Source organism: Vibrio sp. B1FIG11, assembly GCF_905175335.1.
In the GTDB taxonomy this organism is placed as follows: domain Bacteria; phylum Pseudomonadota; class Gammaproteobacteria; order Enterobacterales; family Vibrionaceae; genus Vibrio; species Vibrio campbellii.
In genome coordinates, this window is record NZ_HG992752.1 from 106,902 (window position 1) to 130,881 (window position 23,980).

Annotated in this window: 18 protein-coding genes; 14 read left to right on the forward strand and 4 right to left on the reverse strand. The window is 47.1% G+C overall.

Annotated elements, in window-relative coordinates:
* Nucleotides 1–41 precede the first annotated feature (41 nt).
* Entirely contained in the window at nucleotides 42–578 is a 537-nt protein-coding gene (locus KHO06_RS26760) for a type II secretion system protein (protein WP_077262564.1), read from the reverse strand.
* A gap of 447 nt (nucleotides 579–1,025) precedes the next feature.
* Between KHO06_RS26760 and KHO06_RS17330 the strand changes: the two genes are divergently transcribed.
* The 7 genes from KHO06_RS17330 to KHO06_RS17360 all read left to right on the forward strand — a co-directional run bounded on the left by KHO06_RS17330 (nucleotide 1,026) and on the right by KHO06_RS17360 (nucleotide 8,857).
* Nucleotides 1,026–2,030, forward strand: coding sequence for a LacI family DNA-binding transcriptional regulator (locus KHO06_RS17330; RefSeq protein ID WP_012130281.1), 1,005 nt, complete (start codon nucleotides 1,026–1,028; stop codon nucleotides 2,028–2,030).
* A 22-nt stretch (nucleotides 2,031–2,052) separates the two neighbouring features.
* Nucleotides 2,053–3,300, forward strand: coding sequence for an extracellular solute-binding protein (locus tag KHO06_RS17335; RefSeq protein ID WP_212582993.1), 1,248 nt, complete (start codon nucleotides 2,053–2,055; stop codon nucleotides 3,298–3,300).
* A gap of 62 nt (nucleotides 3,301–3,362) precedes the next feature.
* On the forward strand, nucleotides 3,363–4,352 hold the full coding sequence (locus tag KHO06_RS17340; protein WP_010453544.1) for a sugar ABC transporter permease: 990 nt from the start codon (nucleotides 3,363–3,365) through the stop codon (nucleotides 4,350–4,352).
* A gap of 1 nt (nucleotide 4,353) precedes the next feature.
* A complete protein-coding gene (locus KHO06_RS17345; RefSeq protein WP_212582994.1) occupies nucleotides 4,354–5,238 on the forward strand; it encodes a carbohydrate ABC transporter permease in 885 nt (294 codons plus the stop codon).
* A 25-nt stretch (nucleotides 5,239–5,263) separates the two neighbouring features.
* Nucleotides 5,264–6,613 carry a GH1 family beta-glucosidase gene (locus KHO06_RS17350; RefSeq protein ID WP_212582995.1) on the forward strand — a complete coding sequence of 450 codons (1,350 nt, stop codon included), beginning with the start codon at nucleotides 5,264–5,266 and terminating at the stop codon, nucleotides 6,611–6,613.
* The gene (ugpC, locus tag KHO06_RS17355; protein ID WP_010453536.1) at nucleotides 6,613–7,707 is read left to right on the forward strand and encodes a sn-glycerol-3-phosphate ABC transporter ATP-binding protein UgpC; all 1,095 of its coding nucleotides are present in this window, start codon (nucleotides 6,613–6,615) and stop codon (nucleotides 7,705–7,707) included. Before KHO06_RS17350 ends, ugpC begins: the two co-directional genes overlap by 1 nt.
* A 130-nt stretch (nucleotides 7,708–7,837) precedes the next feature.
* The gene (locus KHO06_RS17360) at nucleotides 7,838–8,857 is read left to right on the forward strand and encodes a substrate-binding domain-containing protein (RefSeq protein ID WP_212582996.1); all 1,020 of its coding nucleotides are present in this window, start codon (nucleotides 7,838–7,840) and stop codon (nucleotides 8,855–8,857) included.
* A gap of 55 nt (nucleotides 8,858–8,912) precedes the next feature.
* On the opposite strand, the gene KHO06_RS17365 is transcribed toward KHO06_RS17360, so the two are convergent.
* Entirely contained in the window at nucleotides 8,913–9,692 is a 780-nt protein-coding gene (locus tag KHO06_RS17365; protein ID WP_081233069.1) for a transporter substrate-binding domain-containing protein, read from the reverse strand.
* Between the two features lie 525 nt (nucleotides 9,693–10,217).
* Between KHO06_RS17365 and KHO06_RS17370 the strand changes: the two genes are divergently transcribed.
* The 6 genes from KHO06_RS17370 (at nucleotide 10,218) to KHO06_RS17395 (ending at nucleotide 19,393) form a co-directional block, all read left to right on the forward strand.
* A complete protein-coding gene (locus KHO06_RS17370; RefSeq protein ID WP_212582997.1) occupies nucleotides 10,218–11,852 on the forward strand; it encodes an ABC transporter substrate-binding protein in 1,635 nt (544 codons plus the stop codon).
* A gap of 103 nt (nucleotides 11,853–11,955) precedes the next feature.
* Nucleotides 11,956–12,930, forward strand: coding sequence for an ABC transporter permease (locus tag KHO06_RS17375; protein ID WP_005428401.1), 975 nt, complete (start codon nucleotides 11,956–11,958; stop codon nucleotides 12,928–12,930).
* An 8-nt stretch (nucleotides 12,931–12,938) separates the two neighbouring features.
* The gene (locus tag KHO06_RS17380) at nucleotides 12,939–13,931 is read left to right on the forward strand and encodes an ABC transporter permease (RefSeq protein ID WP_009706761.1); all 993 of its coding nucleotides are present in this window, start codon (nucleotides 12,939–12,941) and stop codon (nucleotides 13,929–13,931) included.
* The gene (locus KHO06_RS17385; RefSeq protein ID WP_038887923.1) at nucleotides 13,928–14,881 is read left to right on the forward strand and encodes an ABC transporter ATP-binding protein; all 954 of its coding nucleotides are present in this window, start codon (nucleotides 13,928–13,930) and stop codon (nucleotides 14,879–14,881) included. Before KHO06_RS17380 ends, KHO06_RS17385 begins: the two co-directional genes overlap by 4 nt.
* Nucleotides 14,882–14,894: 13 nt before the next feature.
* The gene (locus KHO06_RS17390) at nucleotides 14,895–15,878 is read left to right on the forward strand and encodes an ABC transporter ATP-binding protein (RefSeq protein ID WP_212582998.1); all 984 of its coding nucleotides are present in this window, start codon (nucleotides 14,895–14,897) and stop codon (nucleotides 15,876–15,878) included.
* A 65-nt stretch (nucleotides 15,879–15,943) separates the two neighbouring features.
* Nucleotides 15,944–19,393, forward strand: a complete 3,450-nt coding sequence (locus tag KHO06_RS17395) for a hypothetical protein (protein ID WP_212582999.1) — start codon at nucleotides 15,944–15,946, stop codon at nucleotides 19,391–19,393.
* An 89-nt stretch (nucleotides 19,394–19,482) separates the two neighbouring features.
* Here the strand turns inward: KHO06_RS17395 and KHO06_RS17400 are convergent, their stop codons facing one another.
* Nucleotides 19,483–20,487, reverse strand: coding sequence for a LacI family DNA-binding transcriptional regulator (locus tag KHO06_RS17400; protein ID WP_162092157.1), 1,005 nt, complete (start codon nucleotides 20,485–20,487; stop codon nucleotides 19,483–19,485).
* A gap of 952 nt (nucleotides 20,488–21,439) precedes the next feature.
* Between KHO06_RS17400 and KHO06_RS17405 the strand changes: the two genes are divergently transcribed.
* Nucleotides 21,440–22,738 (forward strand): carbohydrate porin, encoded by a 1,299-nt coding sequence (locus KHO06_RS17405; RefSeq protein WP_045399415.1) that lies wholly within the window; start codon nucleotides 21,440–21,442, stop codon nucleotides 22,736–22,738.
* Between the two features lie 199 nt (nucleotides 22,739–22,937).
* On the opposite strand, the gene KHO06_RS17410 is transcribed toward KHO06_RS17405, so the two are convergent.
* Nucleotides 22,938–23,816 carry an AraC family transcriptional regulator gene (locus KHO06_RS17410; protein WP_081233072.1) on the reverse strand — a complete coding sequence of 293 codons (879 nt, stop codon included), beginning with the start codon at nucleotides 23,814–23,816 and terminating at the stop codon, nucleotides 22,938–22,940.
* Nucleotides 23,817–23,980 lie beyond the last annotated feature (164 nt).

Consider the following 23,980-nt stretch of genomic DNA (forward strand, 5'->3'; position numbering starts at 1 on the left):
GCCTCCCTCGCGGAGGCTTTTTTAATGCTAACAGCGCGTGTTTAACAATCGTCTGTTTCAACGAAGATTTGGGCAGGTCGACCAGAGCCGGATGTTGACATAGAGACGTACCTTACGTAGCACTTGTTAAAGGTCGTAAAGGTTTCATCTGATAACTCGGCGTTTTTTGGATACAAAAAGAAACCGCCATCAAAATCCTGCATAAATGAAAACTCTCCGTTTTCGTCCTCAGGTAATGTTGCGTCGATATTAATGACCGCTTTGAACTGATCGAGTGCTTCTTGAGGGTTCAATTCGATAAATGCTGGCCAATTATTACCTGCGTTGATTCGCACTTTTTCATCGCCTAATACTAGGTAACGAATATCTCTCTCGATAACAATTTCAGCACTTGGCATCTCGGTTTTCGCTGCAAACGTCTCAAATGCAGGGCGAAGAGTCCCTTCAACCCCCTCTAAAACTGCTGCGCGGGCATCACTTTGTAATCCTAAAAACCTTGGTGCGGCAACAACGGCTAGGATCCCTAGTATGACTATCACTACAACCAGTTCAATAAGAGTAAAACCTTTATTTTTCATTTTTTGAAATCCACTATGTTATTGATTTTTAAGTTTTTGTTTTGGTTTGCATTAAGCCGCATACCAGTCTAGCAAAGCGAAAATGTTAGGTGTCGAAATTTGATACAAATATGCACTTCGTTCAAGTGTTTTTTATAAAAGCAAGATGCAAACACACCATAGTCTCAATATTGATATGGTTATTTTTTTGTTTTGAGAGGCTTGAGATCGGCTTGAACCGCATGAGTACAAGGAGGCTGAAAACCGTCCTACTTTATTCATGAAACAGTTTCATGGATGAAAAGAAAACTGCAAGTAGCCTCATTCTTTACCAAATTACTCAATTTAGCCCCAAACTTGTTGTGAACTCACTCACGCTAACCATCTACTGGATATTGAATAATGCGTCCATGAAAGCGGTTTCGGAGTATTTGAAACTTGCGATGTGGAGTCATTAAAGAGGTTGATGTGGCGACGATTAAAGATGTGTCTGAATACGCTGGCGTTTCTCAAGCGACCGTTTCTAGAGTCATTAACGGCACTTGCCGCGTTAGTCACGACAAAAAGCTTAAAGTCGAAAAAGCGATCAAAGAGTTAGGATATCGTCCAAACTCTATTGCACAGGCATTAGCCTCCAGCCGTACGGGCAGTATTGGCATTATCGTTCCTGAATTAGGTGGCCCATTTTATTCGGGCATCTTACATAGCATTGAAGAGCGCTTACGCCGCATGGGTTATCACGTGATAGTGACGGCGGGCTCGAATACCGAACAAAGCCAGCGAGAATCGGTTGAGTTTCTGCTTGGTCGCCGTGTTGATGCGATGATTCTGCACACACAAAGCCTTTCTGATGATTATCTGATCGACCTCGATAACAAAGGGATTCCAGTAGTGCTGGTTAACCGATACATCCCTGAAATGGCTCATAGCTGTATCGAGATCGATAACGAATTTGGTGGCCGAATGGCGACTGAATACTTGTTGCGAATGGGGCATCGTAACATTGCATGTATTACCGGACCTCTGGACAGATCTGACGCACGGGGGCGTCTACAAGGTTACCGCAAGGCTCTTGAAGAAGCGGAAATTGCGTATGACGAAGCGTTAGTGTCCGAGGCCGGTTTTACAGAAGAATCTGGTATCAGTGCGATGCGCAAATTGCTTAAGCGTGAAAGCGGTTTCACTGCAGTGTTTGCTTGTAATGATCACATGGCGTTTGGTGCTTATGAAGTCTTGAAAGCAGAAGGTATGCAGGTGCCAGAGCAAATCTCTCTCGTAGGATTTGATGACATCTTGTTTGCTCGCTATCTCACGCCAGCCCTTACCACGGTTAACTTCCCGATAGAACAGATGAGCGCAGAGGCGGTACAACTTGTCATCCAAGCGCTGAACAAGAACAAACGTGATGTGAACTTCAAACTCACTCCTACCCTAGTGCCAAGAAGTTCGGTCAAGGAACTCAATACTCTCTAGAACAATAATTAAGGACAACAACATGAAACTCAAAACTTTGACGCTTGCCATGACGGCTGCACTTGGCGTTGCTGCAACGGTAAACGCTGCCGATGAAACTAAAATCCGCTTCGATGGTTTTCCTGACTTCGATAGCAGCTTAAAAGTGCTGTTGCCAGATTTCGAGAAAGAGACCGGCATTAAGGTTGATTACCTAATGAACAACCACGGTGACCACCATACGAAGCTGACAACCAACTTGGCGACGGGCTCTGGTGCAGGTGATGTGATTGTTGTTGATGTAGAAAAGATTGGCCCATTCGTGGCGTCGGGCGGTCTGGTAAATCTGTCTGAAAATTATGGCGCTGATAAGTACGCAGAAAGCTTTGCTCCTTACGCATGGGCGCAAGGCAAAGGTGCCGACGGTGATGTGTACGGCATGCCTGTCGATCTAGGTCCTGGCGTTATGTACTACCGCACAGACATTTTCGAAAAAGCGGGCATTGATGTTAACGAAGCGATCAAGGATTGGGATTCTTACATTGCAGCAGGTGAAAAACTTAAGCAGCAAAATGTTCAACTGATTGCTTCGGCAGCGGATGTGGCACAAGCGATCATCTTCACCACAGTTCCTGAAGGTGAAGGTCTGTACTTCGACAAAGACGGCAACCCAGTCGTGACTTCTGAGCGATTTGTGCACGCGTTCGAAGTGGCAAAAGAGATCCGTGACAAAGGCTTGGACGGTCGCATTCTAGCGTGGTCAAACGAATGGTACGAAGGCTTCCGTAACGGCACATTTGCGACTCAGCTTTCTGGTGCTTGGCTACTTGGTCACCTAAACAACTGGATTGCTCCAGAAACAGCAGGCAGCTGGGGCGTGTCTAGCCTTCCTGATGGTATTTACGGAAGCTGGGGCGGCTCATTCCTATCGATTCCAACCCAATCTAAGCACCAAGATGAAGCGTGGAAGCTAATTGAATACATGACAACCAAGCGTGAAATTCAGCTTAAACACTTCGAAACCATTGCAGCATTCCCTGCGAACACCACGACTTACGACGACCCAATGTTCGAAGAGAAAATCGAATTCCTAGGTGGTCAGCAAGCGCGTCTATTGTTTGCTGAAGTGGCGCAGAACATCAAGCCAGTGGCACCAGCGAAAGGCGATCACGTTGCTCGTTCTATCATCCTAGAGAATGCACTGATGGAAGTGCTGGATGAAGGTAAAGACATTAAGACTGCGCTTAAAGAAGCAGAGCGCATGATTAAACGTCGTACGCGTAATCTGTAATTTTTGCCAATACTTAAGGCAAGGAGGGGGCATGTCCCCCTTCTAGGTAAGAGGTCGTTACTATGAATCAGGCAGCGAGCAAGGTTATGGAAACATCACAGCGTGAGAGCATTTTTTCTCGTCTAAATTTGAAAGCGCTTACACCGTATGGATTCCTATTGCCGTTTTTGATTATCTTTTCAGTATTCGGAATTTTTCCGTTGCTGTTTTCTATTTTTCTTTCTTTTCATGAGTGGAACCCAGTCGAGGGTTTGGGGGCAATGGACTATGTGGGGTTCGAAAACTACCACATTGCACTGACAGACCCGTGGCTGTGGCGCTCACTGAAAAACACGCTTTGGCTAGCGATCACATCAGGCGTGGCTCAGCACTTAGTTGCTTTACCTGTGGCGTACATCTTGGTGTCGCTGGGTGACCGTTTCCGTCATTGGCTGACATCGGCGTACTTCCTACCGTTCATCACATCTACGGTGGCAGCGTCGCTTATCTTCTTCAACATGTACTCGCCAAACTCGGGCATCATCAACCAAAGCTTGATGGCACTGGCAGACAGCACCTTGTTTGGTTGGGCATTCTCTTGGGTGAATGACTTCCAGCCAATCCGTTGGTTAGATGACGCGACCATGGTTAAGCCTTCCATCGCCATCATGGTGTTCTGGAAATACACAGGTTTCAACATCGTGTTGTACACCACCGGCTTAATGACGATTCCTAAGGACATTCTAGAAGCGGCACGTATGGACGGTGCAAACGCATGGCGTCGATTCTGGAGCATTTCACTACCAATGATTCGTCCATTCATCTTCTTTGCGGTCACCATGACCATCATCGGTAACTTGCAGTTGTTCGAAGAACCATTTGTTCTGACGCGCGGTACTGGTGGTACGGGTCAGTCTGGCTTAACCATCTCTATGTACCTCTACAAAGTGGGTTGGGAATGGTTAGAAATGGGTACAGCGTCAGCAATTTCATGGCTGCTCTTTACCTTGATTGCAGGCTGTACAGCGGTTCAATTCTTCTTCTTCGGTAAGAAAGGTCTAGGGGAGCAATAAGATGAGTACTAACACTTTACCTGCGGCGCAGCGTTGGCGTCCAAGCGACCGCAGCATCGAGATCTTCACCAAAGTATTGATGGTGATGCTCGGCTCCGTATTGATTGTTTCTGCCATCATGACGGTATTCCCGTTCATTTGGTCGGCGTTACTTTCAACCCGTGACCGTACCGAAATTTTTGGCACAGGCATCAGCTTTGCCATTGGTGATAGCTTAGCGGTTAACTACGCCAAGCTACTGGAAATCATGCCGTTCTGGCAGGCGATGTTTAACTCCATCTACATCGCGTTCCTAGGCTCCACGATTTCATTACTGTTTTGCAGCATGGGTGGTTACGCGTTTGCGGTGTACAAGTTCAAAGGCAAAAACGTGCTGTTTGGTATGTTGGTTGGCTCGATGATGATTCCACCAGTATTGAGCCTGATCCCTTACTTTATGATCGTGAAGTTCCTTGGTTTGCTCGATAACCACTTAGCGGTTTGGCTACCATTCACCACCACGCCATTTGGTATTTTCTTGATGCGTCAGCACGTGGTGGCATCGATTCCGAAAGAGCTGTTAGAAGCGGCGAAGCTAGATGGCGCAGGTGAATTCCGAACTTACTGGAGCGTGGTATTGCCACTGATGAAACCGGCGCTCGCGACGCTTGCTATCGTGCAGTTCGTCTTCTTCTGGAACATGTTCATGCAACCATTGGTAGTACTGACGACGCCAGAGAACTACGTGATTACTCAGGCACTGCGAAGCGTGCAGGGCATTCCAAATACGCCATGGGGGGCGGTGATGCTAGGTACTACTATCTCTATTCTCCCGTTAGTAACTACTTACTTATTTGCTTCGAAACAGATGATTAGCGGTCTGACATCAGGCGCTGTTAAAGGTTAAGAGAAATTTAAGGCATAAAAATATAATGAATAAATTCCAATTACCCCAAGATTCTAAAATGCGCCGCCCAGGTTTTCTATTTGGTGTCGCGACGTCTTCTTACCAAATTGAAGGAGGTGCACAACTTGGCGGACGCACCCCATCGATTTGGGATACGTTCTGCAACAAACCAGGCGCCGTCGACAATGCTGATAACGGTGATGTGGCGTGCGATCACTTTCATTTATGGAAACAAGACATTGAGATGATTCAAGGTCTTGGCGTGGATGCTTACCGTCTTTCGATGGCATGGCCTCGCATTCTGCCAGAAGATGGCAAAGTGAATGAAGAAGGGCTGAAGTTCTACGAGCAAATCATCGATGAATGTCATGCTCGCGGTTTGAAAGTGTTTGTCACCCTTTACCACTGGGACTTGCCTCAATACCTTGAAGATAAAGGTGGCTGGCTTAATCGCGAAACGGCTTACAAGTTTGCAGAGTACGCGGATGTAGTTAGTGCTTACTTCGGTGACAAGATTGATTCTTACGCAACACTGAACGAACCTTTCTGTTCTGCTTACCTAGGTTACCGTTGGGGTGAGCATGCGCCAGGTATTAAAGGTGAGCGTGAAGGCTTCTTGTCAGCACACCATCTGATGTTAGGTCATGGCTTGGCGATTCCACACATGCGTAAGAACGCACCAAACGCAATGCACGGTTGTGTGTTCAATGCGACGCCAGCATACCCATACACAGAGGCAGACGCAGAAGCGGCAGAGTACAGCGATGCAGAAGGTTACCACTGGTTTATGGACCCAGTGTTGAAAGGGACATACCCAGAAACCGTACTTAAGCGTCAAGCGCACAACATGCCGATGATTCTAGAGGGTGACCTCGATATCATCCGTACTGACCTAGACTTCATTGGCATCAACTTCTATACCCGTTGTGTGGTGCGATTTGATGCGAACGGCATGCTAGAGAGCATTCCTCAACCAGAAGCAGAGCATACGTTTATTGGTTGGGAAATCTACCCACAAGCGCTAACTGATCTATTGCTGCGTCTAAAAGCGCGTTACTCAAATCTACCGCCACTGTACATCACTGAAAACGGCGCGGCGGGTGATGATCACCATGTTGCTGGTCAAGTGAATGATGAGCAGCGTGTAAGCTACTTCCAATCGCATTTAGAAGCGCTGGATGAAGCGATCAAAGCAGGCGTCAATGTGAATGGTTACTTCGCTTGGAGCCTAATGGATAACTTCGAGTGGGCGTATGGCTACAAACAACGTTTTGGCATCGTACACGTTGACTACCAAACTCAAGAGCGCACCTTAAAGCAGAGTGCGATTGCGTACCGAAATATGCTGCTAGAGCGAGCTGAGGAGAACAAATAATGGCTAAAGTAGAATTCAAAAACATCAAAAAATCTTACGATGATGTGGAAGTCGTCAAGCACTTCGACTTTACCGTTCAAGATGGCGAATTCGTGGTTTTCCTTGGTCCATCGGGTTGTGGTAAATCGACCACACTCCGTATGTTGGCGGGTTTAGAAAGCATCACAGCTGGTGAGATTTACGTTGGCGATAAGCTGATGAACAAAATCGATGCCAAAGACCGTGACCTTGCGATGGTATTCCAAAGCTACGCGCTTTACCCACACATGACGGTTTACGAGAACATCGCCTTTGCGCTTAAGCTAAAGGGCATGCCGAAAGATCAAATTGACGTTGAAGTGCGTAAAGCGGCGAAAATGCTAGAGCTGGATGCGCTGTTGGATCGTAAGCCGAAAGAGCTGTCTGGTGGCCAGCGTCAACGTGTGGCGATGGGACGTGCGATGGTGCGTACACCAAAAGTATTCTTGTTTGATGAGCCATTGTCTAACCTTGATGCCAAGCTCCGTGGTGTGATGCGTGAAGAGATCAAACACCTTCATCGCGAACTGAAAACGACGACGATTTACGTAACCCACGACCAGATTGAAGCGATGACATTGGCAGATCGTATCGTGATTCTGAAAGATGGTTATGTGGCTCAGGTTGGCACGCCAACTGAAGTGTTCCAACGCCCTGCAAACAAGTTCGTGGCACAGTTCATCGGTAACCCGTCAATGAACATGTTGGATGCGAAGTTAGTGGGTGAAGAAGGCAATTGGGAAGTCGAACTGGGTGATGTTCGTATTCCTTTACCAGAGCGTTTTAAAGCCCACGCATCGAAGAACCTAGCCCTGCACTTTGGCGTTCGTCCGACGGACATTCATTTGCGTTCAGAGCAAGTGGATCACGACCGCGTACTGCCGTTCCCGGTGAAAATCAAAGATAAAGAGCTATTGGGTGCGAGTATTCTGCTGAAGACAGAAATCGCTGGCCAGCCTTTAATGGTGGAGACGCAAGCGGCTGAAGTGGATGTGGATACGCTAACTCTATACTTGGATTTGGATGCGATTCATCTATTCGACGCGCTGAGTGAAAATTCTCTGGCAACGTTCTAATCTGACATATGAAAGCCAGTGCGCTTAAGGCGTGCTGGCTAATTACCAAGCTCTCATTTCTTATCGTTAAGCGTTGCCGTACTCCTTTCGGTTAAATATATTTCTATCATTAGCTTGCATGTTGGTAACTATGAAAAAGAAAAAACGCGCTCCATCCATTTACGATGTCGCCAAACTCGCCGGGGTTTCACCGAGTACCGTCTCTCGTTTTCTCAATCGCACCACCTTTATTTCTAAAGAGAAAACCATTGCGATAGAAGATGCGATCAAAGCGCTCGATTACAAACCGAACTACCAGATGAATCAGGGCAGCAATACGCGCTCGATGACGATTGGTGTGTTAGTTCAAAATCCAGAAAGTCCTTTTACCAGCCGTATCTTTAACGATATGGAGCGGTTCCTTGGGCCAAAGGGCTACTCGCTTGTGATTGCTTCGGGGTACTGGCAACACAGTATGCAGTTACAGGCGTTGGATTATCTTGAAAAGAGCAATGTTGATGGCGTGATTGTGGTCGCTGGCAGCTTAACCGAGCATGAGTTGGTTGAGTATGCGAGAAAGATTCCTGTGGTTGCAGTCGGTTACAACTACACCGGTGAGAAGCTGCATTCAGTCAATATCGATAACGTTCTTGGCGGCCATATGGCGACACTGCATTTGTTGCAACAAGGCCATGTTAACATCGCCCACATCAAAGGGTTACTTAACCAACCAGACGCGGTTGCACGCTTTGTTGGTTATAAGAAGGCACTCACTGAAGCGGGGATCAAAGTGCGGAATAACCTAATTAAGCAGGGCGATTTCAGTAGCGAAGTCGGCTATGAACGCACCGTTGAGTTGATTGAATCTAAAGTGCATTTCTCGGCGTTGTTTGCCGCCAATGATCAGACCGCTTATGGGGCGAGCAAAGCGCTGCACGACCACGGTTTTAAAGTGCCGGAAGACGTCTCTGTGATTGGTTTTGACGATCTGCCTACTTCGAAGTATTTCACGCCGGGGTTGACCACACTACGTCAGCCTGTTGAAGAAATTGGGGTAGCCTGTGCCGAGTCGATTCTTGGCTTATTGACTGGCGAGCAGTGCAATACTCGACTTCCACCGATTGATCTGATTGTGCGTGATTCAACGGTATCGAAATTCCGTCCTCAATAAGCCAATACCCAAGTAGCCAATACTCAAAAGCTAGGGTTACTTGGGTATCACTGCTCTAAGCGGGTAACAAGTCCGATTGATAGTAAGCCAGTTCACTGGGCAGAATAGGGTTGGTCAAATGAAACACACGGCGCTGGTGGAGCTTCATTGCACGCACATCTGTGCCGTAGGTTTGTTCAAATAACTCATCCAGTTCACCATTGTTCAGGCTGCGTTCCAGTCCCAACTTGAGCTCTGTAAACAATTCGGCCTTTTCTGGATGGCAGTAAAACACCAGTGGGAAAGGGTAATAGAGCATAATGGTTGGTTCCACGACCAAATCGGGAACAAGGTACGCGTATTGTGTCACGATCGCTTCGGCTTCATTTGCACCGAGTGCCATGTAATCACATTCGCCACTCTGTACGGCTAATAAGCGCTCCTCTAGGCTGCCATGCTCTTCGACTTGATATTGATTAACGCGAAACAGATCGGCATCCGCCCAAGTTGCTGGAATACCAATACTCATTTGTTTTAGCTTCGCTTCACTCAATCCTCGAAACTCTGCCAATCGGTCTTTACGGACAATCAAAACTCGGCAGCCCAATAATCCTTTACATAAAGGCTGTGGAAGCATCAGATAACTGCCTTGAGCAAACTTCTTATTGCCAGCAACGGTGACGAGCAGATCAGTTCCGTGGGAGAAGACTTGCCCTTCATCCTTTGCATCTGGATAGTCAGTTAAGTCATTGTTTAAAAACAATTCCTGTTGAGAGTTTTGAAGCGCAAGTTGCAAGGCCTCCCATTCATATTGCTGACGAATCGTTGATTTATTGCCATTCCAAAATTGCACCATGGCGCTCTCCTCTATGTGGACCATATTAGATTATGATTTCACTGCTTATTTAATATTGAAAGCGCTTTCTTATGGTTTCTTGATGTTTTGTGTGCAAGCGCACGGAGGCTGTATTAATGAGCGCGCTTTATTGAGGCTGACTCTTACGTAAAACGGTTGTGACATCACGCATGATCAAACTTGCATGAGCTCACAAAATACAAGGTTTTGGTGTTATTTTTAACTCATTGAAATTATTAGACTTAATATCGAAGTGAGATCTGGCGCTAGTTTAAGTTATTGAATGTATTGATCTTGTTTGATTGTGATCAGAGCTTTGTTTTTGCTCACTTTTATTGAAGAACCTAAGCATTTTTACGAGTATCTATCGCATTAAGAAAGCGCTTTCTTTGTTGTGGATTCGAGCCTGTCAGTGTCATCAGCAATGATGAATTGATTACACCCTACATCAAAGTTCGCTTCATTTTTTTGAAATAAAAAGAAAGCGCTTTCTTTTCGTATCCAACATTATAAAAGGACAATGTGATGCATAAGAAAACTCTGCTCGCTACATTTGCTGCCAGCATGATGCTTGCTACTACCGCTCAAGCGGACACCATCAAACAAGGTGGTACGCTTACGGTGCCAATCATCAACACCGGGTTTGTTGAAAACTTTAACCCTTACACGACTAAGGACACCTTACACGGCATTATGTTCGAGCCACTGTTTGTGTTGAACAACATGACGGGGGAAACACACTATCGTTTGGCGGAATCGGTTGAATATTCTGATGACCTAAAAACCATTACGCTAAAGTTACGTAACGGCTTGGAATGGTCTGATGGTGCACCACTTACTGCAGAAGACGTGGTGTTCAGCTTTGAGCTGACAAAGAAAGCGCCAGCATTTGATGTCAAAGCGATTTGGCCAACGGGTAACCTAACGAGCATTGAAGCGACAGATAAACAAACGGTGGTATTCAACCTAGCAGAACCAGATTCAACTTTCCTTTGGAGCATTGGTGCTTACCACATTGTCCCTAAACACACTTGGTCGAAAGTAACAGATTACACAACCTTCACTAACCCTAATCCTGTAGGCAGCGGCCCGATGACGACGGTGAAGTACGTAAAACCGCAGCAGATGGAACTGTGCCGTAACCCGCACTACTACCTAGAAAACCGCCCTTACCTAGACTGTGTAAACTTCCGTTCTTACAACGACAACTCGCAGATCCAACCGGCTCTGATCAAAGGCGAAATCGACTGGGGTTCAAACTTTATTGCTGACGTTGAGTCCACTTTTGTTGGTCAAGACAAAGAAAACAACCACTTCTGGTACCCAGCGAACGATGCGATTCACTTGTACGTGAACACCAAGAAAGCCCCGTTTGATGATTTGCGTGTACGCCAGGCGCTGTCTATGTCGTTAGACCGTGAAGCAATTGTTGATATTGCGGCTTATGGTTACCCAACCGTGAACTACAACGTCGGCGGTATTGCCGAGCTGTACAAAAATCACATTGACGAAAATGTGAACAAAAAGTACGGCCATCTAACGCAATACGATGTGAAGAAAGCGCAGAACTTGCTCGATGAAGCTGGCATTGTTGACCGCAATGGCGACGGCTTCCGTGATAACGCTGATGGTTCTACTGTTGAGTTCGATATCGAAGTCGTAAACGGCTGGACGGATTGGATTCAGGTCGTGCAAATGGTGACGGAATACTTCGCGGATGTTGGCATCAAAGCGAACGTGAAAACTGTTGACTGGGCCGTATACGACAAAAACCTGAAAGACAGTGCGTTCACCATGTCAATCAACTGGTCAATGGTGTCGGATAACCCAATCCTAGCATTCCAAGAGTACTACCACACATCACGCGTTGGTAAAGGTTTCCACGCAGGTCACGGTGTGCATTCTCCTGAAATCGATAAGCTGATCGACAGCTTCGGTAAGATTGGTGATGCAGAGAAACAAGAAGCAATCATCTCTGAACTTCAAGAGTTCACGGCAGAGAACATGCCATTTATCCCGCTGTTCTCAAACCCAACTTGGTTCCAATACAGCACGAAAAATATCGTTGGTTGGCCAAGTGAAAAAGACCCTTACATCCAACCGGTTTGGTATGACGGCGGCAAGCGCGTGATCATCCTGAACAACCTACACCTGAAATAACTAGCGATTTCAATTTGTAGGTAGGTTTTTTAATTAACATCGGAGCCGCAACCGTAATTGCAAAAGTAAGTGCGTGTTGTGGCTCGTAAGTTAAAGGTTTGATATGTCGTTTCTAGCTCGCCGATTTGGCTTTTATTTTACTGCCTTTCTGATTGCGATCTCTTTCAACTTCATGTTGCCACGCCTTATGCCTGGTGACCCTGTTGATGCCTTGTTTGCTGCGGCGCAAGGTCGAATGGATCCTGCTCAGATGGATGCTGTACGTGAGATGTACGGCTTTGTTGATGGCAACATCTTTGTTCAATACATCGCTTACATGAAAAGTGTTTTCACGCTTGATCTTGGTCCATCGGTTTTGATGTTCCCAGTCAGCGTATCTGAAGTGATTGCGATGGCACTACCATGGACCATGTTCCTAGCGCTAGGTTCTCTGATCGTGGCGCTGATTATTGGTGTGAGTATTGGTACTTATGCCTCTTACCGTCGTGAAGGACTGTTTGGTCAAATCGTGCCGCCAGTACTGGCCTTCATCAGTAACTTCCCTTACATCGTTACTGCTTTATTGCTGTTCTACTTCTTCGGTTTGAAGATGGAATTGCTGCCGTTGGCTTACACCTATGACCCATCGTTGGAGCCTGGTTTTAACTGGGAATTCATCAGCAGTGTCGCGAAACACGCAATATTGCCAATGGGCTCAATGGTCGTAGTCGGTATCTCGACATGGGTGTTCAACATGCGTAACGCGATGATAAACGTGCTGGGTGAAGACTACGTCACCATGGCAGAAGCGAAAGGCTTAAGCAGCTACAAAGTAATGAGCCGCTACGCAGGTCGTAATGCGATTTTGCCTGTTGCAACAGCGATTGCGATGGCGATTGGTTTTTCATTCGCTGGCTCAATCATGACAGAGGTGGTGTTCAACTACCAAGGTTTAGGCAACATTCTGCTGAAGGGCATTGTGGCGCGTGATTACCCACTTATCCAAGCCATCTTACTTATCTTAGTGACGGCGGTTCTGACTGCCAACTTCATTGCTGATCTGCTGTACGTGTGGCTTGACCCACGAATTTCGAACTAAGGTGCATCATGGAAAAACTAATCAATACCCCAACGCCTTCTGAGCACGATGAACTGATGACTCGTGAGTCGAAATTCTCTTGGAAGCGAATCAAAAAAAGCTTCGGCAAAGTGTACGCTTTTTTCTATGGCAACCCACCTGCCATTATCGGTGGTTTGCTGCTGTCGATTGTTCTAGCTGGTGCAATTTTCGCTCCTGTGCTGGCAACGCATGATCCTGACCGTCGTGTTGCAAGACCACACGTAGCGCCAAATGCAGAGCACGTACTTGGCACTACTCGTAGTGGCCGCGATGTTTACAGCCAAGTGTTGCACGGCGCGAGAAAGTCACTCACGGTTGCGATTTCAGCTGGTGTGATTGCAATGAGCCTAGCCGTCATTATCGGTGTCTCTGCAGGCTACTTCGGCGGCAAAATCGATGAGCGTCTTAACTTCCTAACTAACGTTTTCTTGGTGTTTCCTCAGCTCCCGTTGCTTATTGTGCTCGCCGCTTTCTTAGGGCAGGTGGGGTCCCTCGTCATCACCATATTGCTCGGGATAACCTCCTGGCCTTGGGGGGCTCGTGTCATTCGTTCGCAAACCATGGCGATTCGAAATAAAGAATTCATTATCTCGGCAGAAGTAATGGGCGAATCAAAAATCCGCATCATCTTAGTCGAAATCCTACCGAACCTTGTCTCGATTGTATTTGGTGGTTTCTTAGGCACAGTGATTTACGCAATGGGCTCAGAGGCGGGTCTTGGCATCCTAGGTTTGGGTGACGCAACAGAAGTGAGCTGGGGCTCGATGTTGTACTGGGCACAAACGTCGTCGTCTCTATACACCGGCGCTTGGTGGGAGATGTTAGTCCCTGCGATGGCTCTCGCAATCACAGGTGGTGCACTGGCACTGATCAACATGTCGATTGACCAAGTGAGTAACCCGAAACTTCGTACTGGTCCACACATTAAGCTGTGGCACAAACTGAAAAAAGAAGCAGATAAGCGCCGAGGTCTAAGATGAGCAACTTATTAGAAATTAATAACCTATGCGTCGATTATGTGTCACCAAACGGTGTAGCGCGTGCGGTGAACAACGTCAGCATTAGCATCGCTCCGGGTGAAACGCTCGGTATCGCTGGTGAGTCTGGTTGCGGCAAAAGTACCTTGGCATTTGCTATCTCACGTTTGCATAAAGCACCGGCTCTGATCTCTGAAGGGGAAATTCTCTACAAAGGTCAGGACGTGCTGAAGATGAATGATAAACAGCTGCGCAACTTCCGTTGGAATGACGTGTCTGTGGTGTTCCAAAGTGCAATGAACTCTTTAAACCCAGTGATCACCATTGGTGAGCAGTTAACCGACGTGATTCTTGCGCACCGAAAAGTGACTTACCAAGAAGCGTATGACCGTGCGGTTGAGCTGCTTGGCGTGGTGGGCATTCACGGCGACCGCATGGCGAGCTTTCCACACCAATTGAGTGGCGGCATGCGCCAACGTGTGGTGATTGCTGTTGCGCTCGCGCTGGAACCAAAACTTATCATCATGGACGAACCAACCACCGCGCTCGATGTGGTGGTAGAGCGTGAAATCCTTAATGAACTTTACGAGCTGAAGAGCAAATTTGGCTTCTCGATTCTGTTCATCAGCCATGACTTGAGCTTGATGGGCGAAATCGCAGACCGCATTGGTGTGATGTATGCAGGCAACCTGATTGAGCTTGGGGATGCGAAGAACGTATTTGGTGATCCTCAACACCCGTACACCAAAGGTTTGATTTCTTCATTCCCAACCATTCACGGGCCGAAAGAGCGTTTATACGGCATCCCGGGTAACCCTGTGAACCTACTGAAAATCCCGCAAGGGTGTAACTTCCAAGCGCGTTGCAATGCATGTTTTGCAGAGTGTCAGAAGAGCGATCCAACCTTGGTGCCAGTTACGAATGGCAACCTAGTGTCATGTCATTTGATGTAAACGGGAGAGAATAATGGATAACGTAACAAACCCTGAAGTGATTCTCTCAGTTAAGAATCTAGTGAAAGACTTTCCCATTGGTCAGTCAGCAAAAAGCAACTTGATGCGAGCGGTGAATGACGTCACGTTTGAACTGCGCAAAGGGGAAGCGCTGGCTATTGTGGGTGAATCTGGCTCAGGCAAAAGCACGGGCGCACGAGTTCTGACGCGCATCTACGACAAAACCGATGGCGAGGTAACGTTCAAAGGCCAAGAGTTGGGTGAATACATTCAAGAGCACGGCGAGCTGGAATACGCGCGCCAAGTGCAGATGATTTTCCAAGACCCATTTGGCTCGCTGAACCCAGTCCATACCATTTACCACCATATTGCACGTCCGCTTCTGATCCACAAACGTGCGGAAAAAGACGCGATTCCAAAGCTGGTTTACGAACTGCTTGAGCTGGTTGGTTTGTCTCCGGTGAAAGAAACCGCAGAAAAATACCCACATGAGCTAAGTGGCGGTCAGCGCCAACGTGTTGCGATTGCTCGCGCGATTGCCGTCGACCCTGAAGTGATTCTGGCGGATGAACCTATCTCAATGCTCGACGTGTCAGTTCGCTTAGGCATTTTGAACTTGATGTCGGATCTGAAAGACAAGCACGGCATCTCTTTCATGTACATCACCCACGACATCGCGACCGCGCGTTACTTCGCGGAAAAAACCGCCGTCATGTACGTGGGCCACATGGTCGAGTGGGGCAACAGCGACAACGTGACACAAAATCCGCAACACCCATATTCCCAGTTATTGCTCTCAGCGGTGCCTGAAGTGGGCAACTCCGGTAAACGTGATTTGATGGCGAAGAAGGGTGAAATCCCGTTATGGAAGCCAAGCTGCGTGGGATGCCCATTTGCGACTCGTTGTTTAAAGGCGACAGAGGTGTGTACTCAATCAGTGCCTGACGCGACGAAAGTCGGCGAAGACCATTACGCACGCTGTCACCACTTAGGATAAAAACAAATTAGCTTATTAAAAAAAGCGTAAAAAGAAAGCGCTTTCATAATTATTGGAAGAACATTATGACTTTTGAACATTATTCTTGCCCAACCGTAGAGGGAAGCTTCGTCGATTTGGACGGCGAGCGATACTACAAGATTTCACATGTTGACCAAATGAACCCGTTTTTCATTAGTGTCGTGTCGGCCAGTGACCATTGGCTGTTTATTTCATCCACGGGCAGCTTGTCGGCGGGGCGTATTCGTCCCGAGAACGCGCTGTTCCCTTACAAATCTGTCGATCATATCCACGAGAACGCAGAAAACACGGGTTCAAAAACCATCATTAAAGTCGCTAGTGGACAAGGCGTGGCAATGTGGGAACCGTTCAACCGCCATCATGATGGCTTGTACCAAGTTGAGCGCCATCTGTACAAAAACACCATTGGCGACAAGATTGTTTTTGAAGAGCTTAACCACACGTTGAAGCTTAAATTCCAATACAGCTGGAACACCAGTGAAGAGTTTGGCTTTGTTCGTCGCTCGCAAATCACCGATCTGTCAGGCACCACTCGAGAGATTGAGTTGATTGATGGCCTGCAAAACCTATTGCCATCGGGCGCGCCGCTGTCTGCGTTGCAAACTCGTAGCGCTTTGGTCGATGCCTACAAATGGAATGAGTTGCTTGATGGCAGTTCACTAGCACTGTTTACCATGTACGCAAAACTCAGTGATCGTGCTGAGCCAGCGGAATCTTTGCTCGCAACGACCGTGTTCAGTGTCGATAACGATTATGGTCAGCGCTTATTGAGCAGCAGCCAAGTGAGCGCGTTCCGTCAAGGTCGTGAAATAAAGAATGAAACTCTGACTAAAGGCGTACGTGGCAGCTACTTGATTCACAAGTCTATCAAGCTAGAAGCAAACCAAAACAAGTCTTGGTTGATCATTGCGGATATCGATAAGAGCCATAGCGATGTGACGTCGATGCGTAATCGCCTTGCGCAGCCAGTGAACATGACACAACAAGTTGAACAGAGCATCGCTGCCAACCAACAAGAGCTGATCAGTTTGATGTCTGGTGCGGATGCGTGGCAAATCACCGCGGAAGAAGAGACCAGTGTGCACCACTACGCGAACGTGCTGTTCAATAACATGCGTGGTGGGGTATTTGAGAACAATTATACCCTAGATAAAAAAGATGTGTTGGCTACGATTCGTAATGCCAACCGCCTTGTGTTTGAACGTCATGTTGCGCTGTTTAATGACCTGCCGGAGCAGTTTACCCATGCTGAGCTTGTGAGCCTTGCTAAGCAGAGTGAAGACGCTCAGTTAATCCGCTTAAGTTACGAATATCTACCACTGACGTTTGGTCGTCGCCACGGTGATCCAAGCCGTCCTTGGAACCACTACGAAATCAAGCTGAAAGATGACAATGGCGAGCGTTTGCTTTCTTACCAAGGTAACTGGCGTGACATCTTCCAAAACTGGGAGGCGATTGCGCTGAGCTATCCTGGCTTTATTCAATCGTTCCTAGCCAAGTTTGTGAATGCATCCACAATGGATGGCTACAACCCATACCGCATCACCAAAGATGGTATTGACTGGGAAATGCTGGAGCCAGATGACCCATGGAGCAACATTGGTTACTGGGGCGACCATCAAATCATCTACTTACTCAAGTTCCTAGAGCTGGCAGACAAGTATCAGCGCGATGATCTGTTAGCAATGATGCAAACGGATGTGTTCAGCTACGCGAACGTACCTTACGAGTTGTGTGATGTAGAAAAGTTGTTCGTCAATCCAAAAGACACCGTGACGTTCAATGATGAGTTGCAACACAACATCGAACAACGCGTATCAGCGATGGGCAGCGATGGTCGATTGGTGCTTGGTAGCGACAACGACGTGTACATGGTCAACCTGACTGAGAAAGTGCTAGTACCACTGTTGGCGAAACTGAGCAACTTGGTACTTGATGGCGGCATTTGGCTCAATACTCAGCGACCAGAGTGGAATGATGCGAACAACGCGATTGTGGGCAATGGCTTGTCGATGGTCACGTTGTACTACATGCGTCGCTATGTCGCGTTCTTGCAGCAATTGTTGGCAGATGCGCCTGCGTCGGTCAGCATGTCGAAAGAAGTGTTCGAATGGCTACTTTCAACCACTCGTATCTTGTCGGAAGCGGCAAAAGAGATTCGCCAAGAAACCGTAACTCGCCAAACTCGCAAAGCGATCCTGACTCAGTTGGAGAAAGCCGCCGAAGATTTCCGTCAGCGCGTATACCGTGTGAATGGTTTCTCGGGCAAAACCACCGTTGAAGCATCGGCGATCAAGCAACTACTTGAGGTGAGCTTGACTGTGCTGGATTCGAGCATTGCTAGCAACTTGCGTGAAGATGGCCTGTTTAACGCCTACAACATCCTGACGTACTCAGCGGAAAGTCTGCAGGTGGAAGAGTTGTACCCAATGTTGGAAGGCCAAGTAGCAGCCCTGAGCGCCGGCGTGCTAACACCAGCGCAAGCGGTGAACTTGCTGGATAATCTGTTTGCCAGCGAGATGTACCGCGAAGATCAACACAGCTTCATGCTGTATCCAGATCGTGACTTGAGTGCATTCATGAACAAGAACAGCTTAACGGACGCGCAAATCAATGCGGTGCCGGTGTTAAGTTCGATGTTGAAGAAGGGCGATCAACGTTTAGTAAATGCAGATGAGCAAGGTCAATTCCACTTCCATGCTAGCCTAGAGAACAGCGGTTATCTTAAAGTGCAGATCCAGCAACTCCGTGACGAGTATGCTGATGTGGCTGAAGAAGAATGGGAAGCGATTGAAGCTCTATACGAAGATGTGTTCAACCACAAAGCGTTTACTGGCCGCTCTGGTACCATGTTTGGTTACGAAGGTTTGGGTTGTATCTACTGGCACATGGTTTCTAAGCTGTTGCTCGCGGTACAAGAAAACTACTTGGTAGCGCGTGAACAGGATGCTGATAGCGAAGAGACGCAAAAGTTAGCCGAATATTACTACCGAGTTCGCGCTGGTATTGGTTTCAACAAAACGCCAGAAAACTACGGCGCATTCCCAACAGACCCATACTCTCACACACCAAAGCATGCTGGTGCGCAGCAACCAGGTATGACGGGGCAGGTGAAAGAAGAAGTGATTACGCGTTTTGTTGAACTGGGCATTTTGGTTGAAGAGGGCGAGATTCGTATCGACCCACGTTTGCTTCATCGTCATGAGTTCTTGACCGAATCGGCACCGTTCTCTTGCCAAAGTGTGGCGGGGCAAACGCAAAGCTATGTAGTTGAGAAAGATCAGTTGGCGTTTACTCTGTGCCAAGTGCCGTTTGTGTATCAACTTGTGGAGTCGGAGATTCAAGCTGGTATGGTATTAACCAAATCAAATGGTAAGCAGCTTGTTGTAGAAGGCTTGGCGCTATCGAGCGCGTTGAGTCAGCAAATCTTTGCGCGCTCTGGAGAGGTTGAGAAAGTCGTTGTGTCGATTCCAACATCGCTATTAAGAGCATAAGTCGCTGAATAGCAAAGGCCCCGATCGATATCGGGGCCTTTTTGTATCTGTATTCAGCCAAACCAGTTGGTACGACTGGAGTGTGGAGATCATCGTTTTCCGACGGACTCTCGCACGATTAACTCTGGTGTCAGTTTATGCTTAAGTGGGCGCTCTTGTTTATGTACTAAAGCAATTACCCCTTGAGCGGCCTCACGACCCATTTCTCGTACTGGGAAGTTTACCGTGGTCAGTTTTGGACGAATATGTTGGCTGTGGCTGTCGTTATCGAAGCCGACAACAGAAATGTCCTTCCCAATCTCTAAACCACGTTCGTACGCGACGTCATATACCGCGAGTGCGATATTGTCGTTATGGCAGAAGATGGCGGTAATTTCAGGATCGCGGTCAAGCAATCGACGAGCACAGGTATGATTTAACCCGCGATCTTCATGGTCAAAGCGACCTTCTACAATCAGGTTAGTGTCGTAATCAATACCATGTTCAGTGAGTGCGTTACGGTAGCCTTGTAGACGATCTCGACTGTCGATCTTGCTCAACTGGCCAGTAATACAAGCCACTTTAGTATGGCCGTTTTCTAACATGTGCTTGGTTGCGAGATAGCCGCCCAATTCGTTATCGATAAAGATGCACTTATCTGCAACCTCAGGAATGTAACGGTTGAGCACTATGGTTGATGGTGTCTTCTCAATAACTTCAATCAATTCATCGTCTGACAGCATGTCTGAGTGAATGATCAAACCGTCGACTTGCTTAGAGCGTAGGAAGTTAATCGAATCGATTTCACGTGAATGGGACTCTAAGCCGCTGGTCACGATCAGATGGTTATTGTTTTCGCGTACGGTGTTTTCTGCGTTGTGCATCAAAGGGCCGTAGAAAGGACCATCTAAAGAACCAACCAACATACCGATACTGTTTGAACGGCTAGACGCCAAGGCTTGAGCAAACGCATTCGGCTTGTAGCCCAGCTTTTCAATCGCATCAAATACCTTTTTACGGTTGGCTTCTTTGACTGTCGGATGGCCGTTTAGCGCTCGTGAGACAGTAGATTGAGAAACTTTCGCCAGCTCAGAGACTTCTTTAATCGTGATCAATGGGAAGTACCTTATCCATTCTAATTATCGAACTATGTTACTCGCCGTTTTCTATTCGTCATAGAGAAGGCATCACATTTGTCGACTTGGTCGCGCTCTGGTCTACCAAGCGAGACCCATTGGTGTATAAATTCAACGAAAATGCGCACGTGAAATCACTCGCATCTGAAAGTTCGAAAGTGCTTTCAAAAACATTAAGACTCGTCAGCCCATAAACAAAGAGAGTAAAGGACAGAAGTATAAGCGAATGTGATCTAATTCTCTAATTTTCATCAGCTTATGAAGCAATAACGAGATTTTACAAATTCTGTTTACTGAATTATCTCCCTTTTCTCTGGTAACCTCAAGAAAGCGCTTTCCTAAATCTCATGTCAAAGCAGCATTTCAACACCAAGGCCTATGCTTTTAGACGTATTGTAGTGAGCTTTTTAGAATGTGTTACAGGGGCTTTGCTTTGAGGAATGTGATTGTTTTAGGCGCGTTCTTTAAGGGCGACTTAGCTTTGATAGATTTTAGCACTGAAATAGTGGAAGGCCCTTTTTTACATGGGTTCTAGAGCATCGATAGAGCTTTAGAGCGGTGTGATATTCACGTTGTTGCATCCAGAAAATCGGCATCGAGCTGGTGCTATGAATGCAGGCTCATTATCCGTTAGTGAGCTTTTTGAGCTGCTTATATGATCAATCACTCAAACTAATGATCAAATGTATCAATGATGTGATCTACACACTAAGAAAACGCTTTCTTGGTGAGTGTGATCACTTTTTAGCTCGCTTTTTGTCCATATAATGCCGTCAAAAGCGCTAGGGAATAGCCGTTTTGCTGATGTTTGGGGGATTTCTGTCTTTTTTCCTCGAACATCAACTCAATTTGCTCATTTCTGGCAAAAAATTTTGCTTCATTAAGAAAGCGCTTTCTTGGAAATGCAAAATATAATAATGATGGAGTTATCATGAAAAACTTTAAGGTTTTACCTCTTACCCTAGCAGTGGCTGCTTCGTTTGCTTCTTTACCTTCTTTTGCTGCTGATTCTGAGATTGAAGCGCTTGAAAAACGCATTCAAGAATTGGAAACAAGAATTGAAACTGGCTATGTCTACGATCAACAACCTGCTGTATTAACACCAGAAACGGAAGTACCATTAGGCATCGTATTCTCTGGTTACGCACGTTACGGCGCGGGCTACCAAGGCAGTGATGCACTGACAGTGGGCACGGCTGGCGCATTGAACTCAAACGCAACAGGCCGTTTAGGTAATGAACAAAACGGCGGCGAATTCCAGTTAGCTCGTGCCTTCAAGAGTGATGGTGGTGCAATCTGGGATCTCGTGTTTATGTTGGATCACTGGGCAGATGCTTCATGGGCTGACGATGGCGGCGTAAACGTGAAGAAGATGTACGCTGGTGCGACAAACCTATTCGAATCTCAGCCAGATCTTTATGTTTGGGCTGGTCGTGACTTCCATCAACGTCCACAAACCGATTTGAACGACTACTTTTGGATGATGCACGATGGTCAAGGCGCAGGCTTCTATAACCTAAACCTTGGTGGTGCGATGTTGGATTTCGGCGCGGTAGCTCAAGTTGAAGGCGACATGGTAGGTGACAACGGTCGCTACGCAATCACAAGTAAACTTCACAGCATCAAACTGGGCGAGTCTGCGAATTTAAGCCTATACGCCAACTATGGTTTTGCTTCTGAAAAATTGGATGGCGAAGATGTTAGCGATGTAACGGCATACCAAGTCGCGGGTGAGCTATCGATGTCGGGTCAACGTGTAATTGTTCGTTACTCTGACAACGCAAAAGACAGTGTGTTTGACCTAGCTGACGGTCAAACAGCAACACTAGTGAGCTTTGATGGTAGCACTTCATTGACTGACAAAGCGGGCATTCAATACCTAGCTGCTTACCAAGCGCTTGAAGTGGAAGGTGATGATAGCCGCGTCAACTACAACGCGATTGTTCGTCCAACTTACCAATGGAATGATATCCACTCTACGTGGCTAGAAGCGGGTTACAGCGTGGTTGATTACGATGACATCGACGCAACCAACAGCTCTTGGAAAATGACGCTATCGCAAAACATGGCGATCGGTCCTGAAACTTGGTCTCGCCCAATGCTGCGTTTCTACGCGACAGTGGGTAATGCAGACAACGAGTACACAGGTTTTGATTCAGTAACAGGTGAGAAGATTTCATCAGACGTGGATACCGTGACAGTAGGTGCCATGTTTGAAGCGTGGTGGTAAGCCAATACGTGGATTCTTAACTCAAGTGCGGCTCTTGGGGGCCGCGCTCACTCCATTGGCAATTTGCGAGAGGTAATGCCCGAGCCGAGAAACGATTTGCAACATACTATCTTGAATCGACTTGGGGATCTTACGGGGGAGCTCGATTATATTGCAGTGAATGGTTACCCATTCATAGCCGCTGGCATAGCGGCTTTTTTTATGCCAGTAAGAAATGTTCTTTGCGGTAACTTCTCGGACTGTGCTGAAACTTCTGTTTAAAGCATTTCGAGAAATAGTTGCTGTCCGAAAATCCACACTGTTCGGCGATGTGCTGTACCGAGCGCTCGTTCTCTTCACACAATAACTTTGTCGCGTAGTTCAGCTGTACATCACGCAAATACTGGTTCGGTGATGTGTCTAAAAACTGGCGAAACAGCCTTTCTAACTGACGTTTACTGATGAAGGCTGCTTTCGCAATTGCATCGCTGTTTACGCCGACATCACTGAAGTGCTGCTCGATAAATACCAAGGCTCGGCTGAGTGCAAGGGTGGTTTGGGGCAACTCTTGGCTTTGGTCTTGATACATTCGGGAGAGGGCAATCACCAACTGCTGCATTAAGCTGGTTAGCATGACTTCAAACCCAGGCTGCGAGGCTTCATATTCCGTTTTTAAAACCGATAACAGGCGCTCGATTTCTGGCAATTGCTGACGGTCGAGGGTCAGTTTGGCTTTGTATTCGGTGGTTTGTCTCGCGATTGGTTCGACCTTGAACATGGCTTGGTAGCCGGACAACTGGCGCATGGAAGGGATTTCAAAAAACGGCGTGCTGGAGTCAAACATCAAGTTAATGATCTTGAGTTTGTTTACGTCTCGAAAGCCGTGCTCGATGTCGCCATTAATCACAAATACATCACCTTTGCGTAGTGGATATTCGTATTCCGCTACCGTGTGCTTACCGCTGCCACTGACCACTAAAAACAGTTCAGAAAAGTCATGTTTGTGGGCGGCAAAATCACAATGGTGATGTCCGTCGACGTAGGCAAACTTGAGATGACTGTGCTTCTGATGTGCTTTAAGTTGGTAGATGATGCTCATGTCGCGATATTCCTTTTTACTGTCGCCATTTTGGTAGAATGGCGCATCCGGTCAGCATACTATTTCCCCATAGAAAAACGAATTCTCATCGACGTTTTTTGCCCGTTTTTGCTGGGCTGGCGACGTTTTTTTAACTTGCCTTCAATGCCTGTTTAGCTGGTGAA

Excerpts from the sequence above, each read along its gene's own strand:
- KHO06_RS26760 (WP_077262564.1), bottom strand. The coding sequence starts at position 578 with ATGAAAAATAAAGGTTTTACTCTTATTGAACTGGTTGTAGTGATAGTC.
- KHO06_RS17335 (WP_212582993.1), top strand. The coding sequence starts at position 2,053 with ATGAAACTCAAAACTTTGACGCTTGCCATGACGGCTGCACTTGGCGTT.
- KHO06_RS17340 (WP_010453544.1), top strand. The coding sequence starts at position 3,363 with ATGAATCAGGCAGCGAGCAAGGTTATGGAAACATCACAGCGTGAGAGC.
- KHO06_RS17345 (WP_212582994.1), top strand. The coding sequence starts at position 4,354 with ATGAGTACTAACACTTTACCTGCGGCGCAGCGTTGGCGTCCAAGCGAC.
- KHO06_RS17350 (WP_212582995.1), top strand. The coding sequence starts at position 5,264 with ATGAATAAATTCCAATTACCCCAAGATTCTAAAATGCGCCGCCCAGGT.
- ugpC (WP_010453536.1), top strand. The coding sequence starts at position 6,613 with ATGGCTAAAGTAGAATTCAAAAACATCAAAAAATCTTACGATGATGTG.
- KHO06_RS17360 (WP_212582996.1), top strand. The coding sequence starts at position 7,838 with ATGAAAAAGAAAAAACGCGCTCCATCCATTTACGATGTCGCCAAACTC.
- KHO06_RS17365 (WP_081233069.1), bottom strand. The coding sequence starts at position 9,692 with ATGGTGCAATTTTGGAATGGCAATAAATCAACGATTCGTCAGCAATAT.
- KHO06_RS17370 (WP_212582997.1), top strand. The coding sequence starts at position 10,218 with ATGCATAAGAAAACTCTGCTCGCTACATTTGCTGCCAGCATGATGCTT.
- KHO06_RS17375 (WP_005428401.1), top strand. The coding sequence starts at position 11,956 with ATGTCGTTTCTAGCTCGCCGATTTGGCTTTTATTTTACTGCCTTTCTG.
- KHO06_RS17380 (WP_009706761.1), top strand. The coding sequence starts at position 12,939 with ATGGAAAAACTAATCAATACCCCAACGCCTTCTGAGCACGATGAACTG.
- KHO06_RS17385 (WP_038887923.1), top strand. The coding sequence starts at position 13,928 with ATGAGCAACTTATTAGAAATTAATAACCTATGCGTCGATTATGTGTCA.
- KHO06_RS17390 (WP_212582998.1), top strand. The coding sequence starts at position 14,895 with ATGGATAACGTAACAAACCCTGAAGTGATTCTCTCAGTTAAGAATCTA.
- KHO06_RS17395 (WP_212582999.1), top strand. The coding sequence starts at position 15,944 with ATGACTTTTGAACATTATTCTTGCCCAACCGTAGAGGGAAGCTTCGTC.
- KHO06_RS17405 (WP_045399415.1), top strand. The coding sequence starts at position 21,440 with ATGAAAAACTTTAAGGTTTTACCTCTTACCCTAGCAGTGGCTGCTTCG.
- KHO06_RS17410 (WP_081233072.1), bottom strand. The coding sequence starts at position 23,816 with ATGAGCATCATCTACCAACTTAAAGCACATCAGAAGCACAGTCATCTC.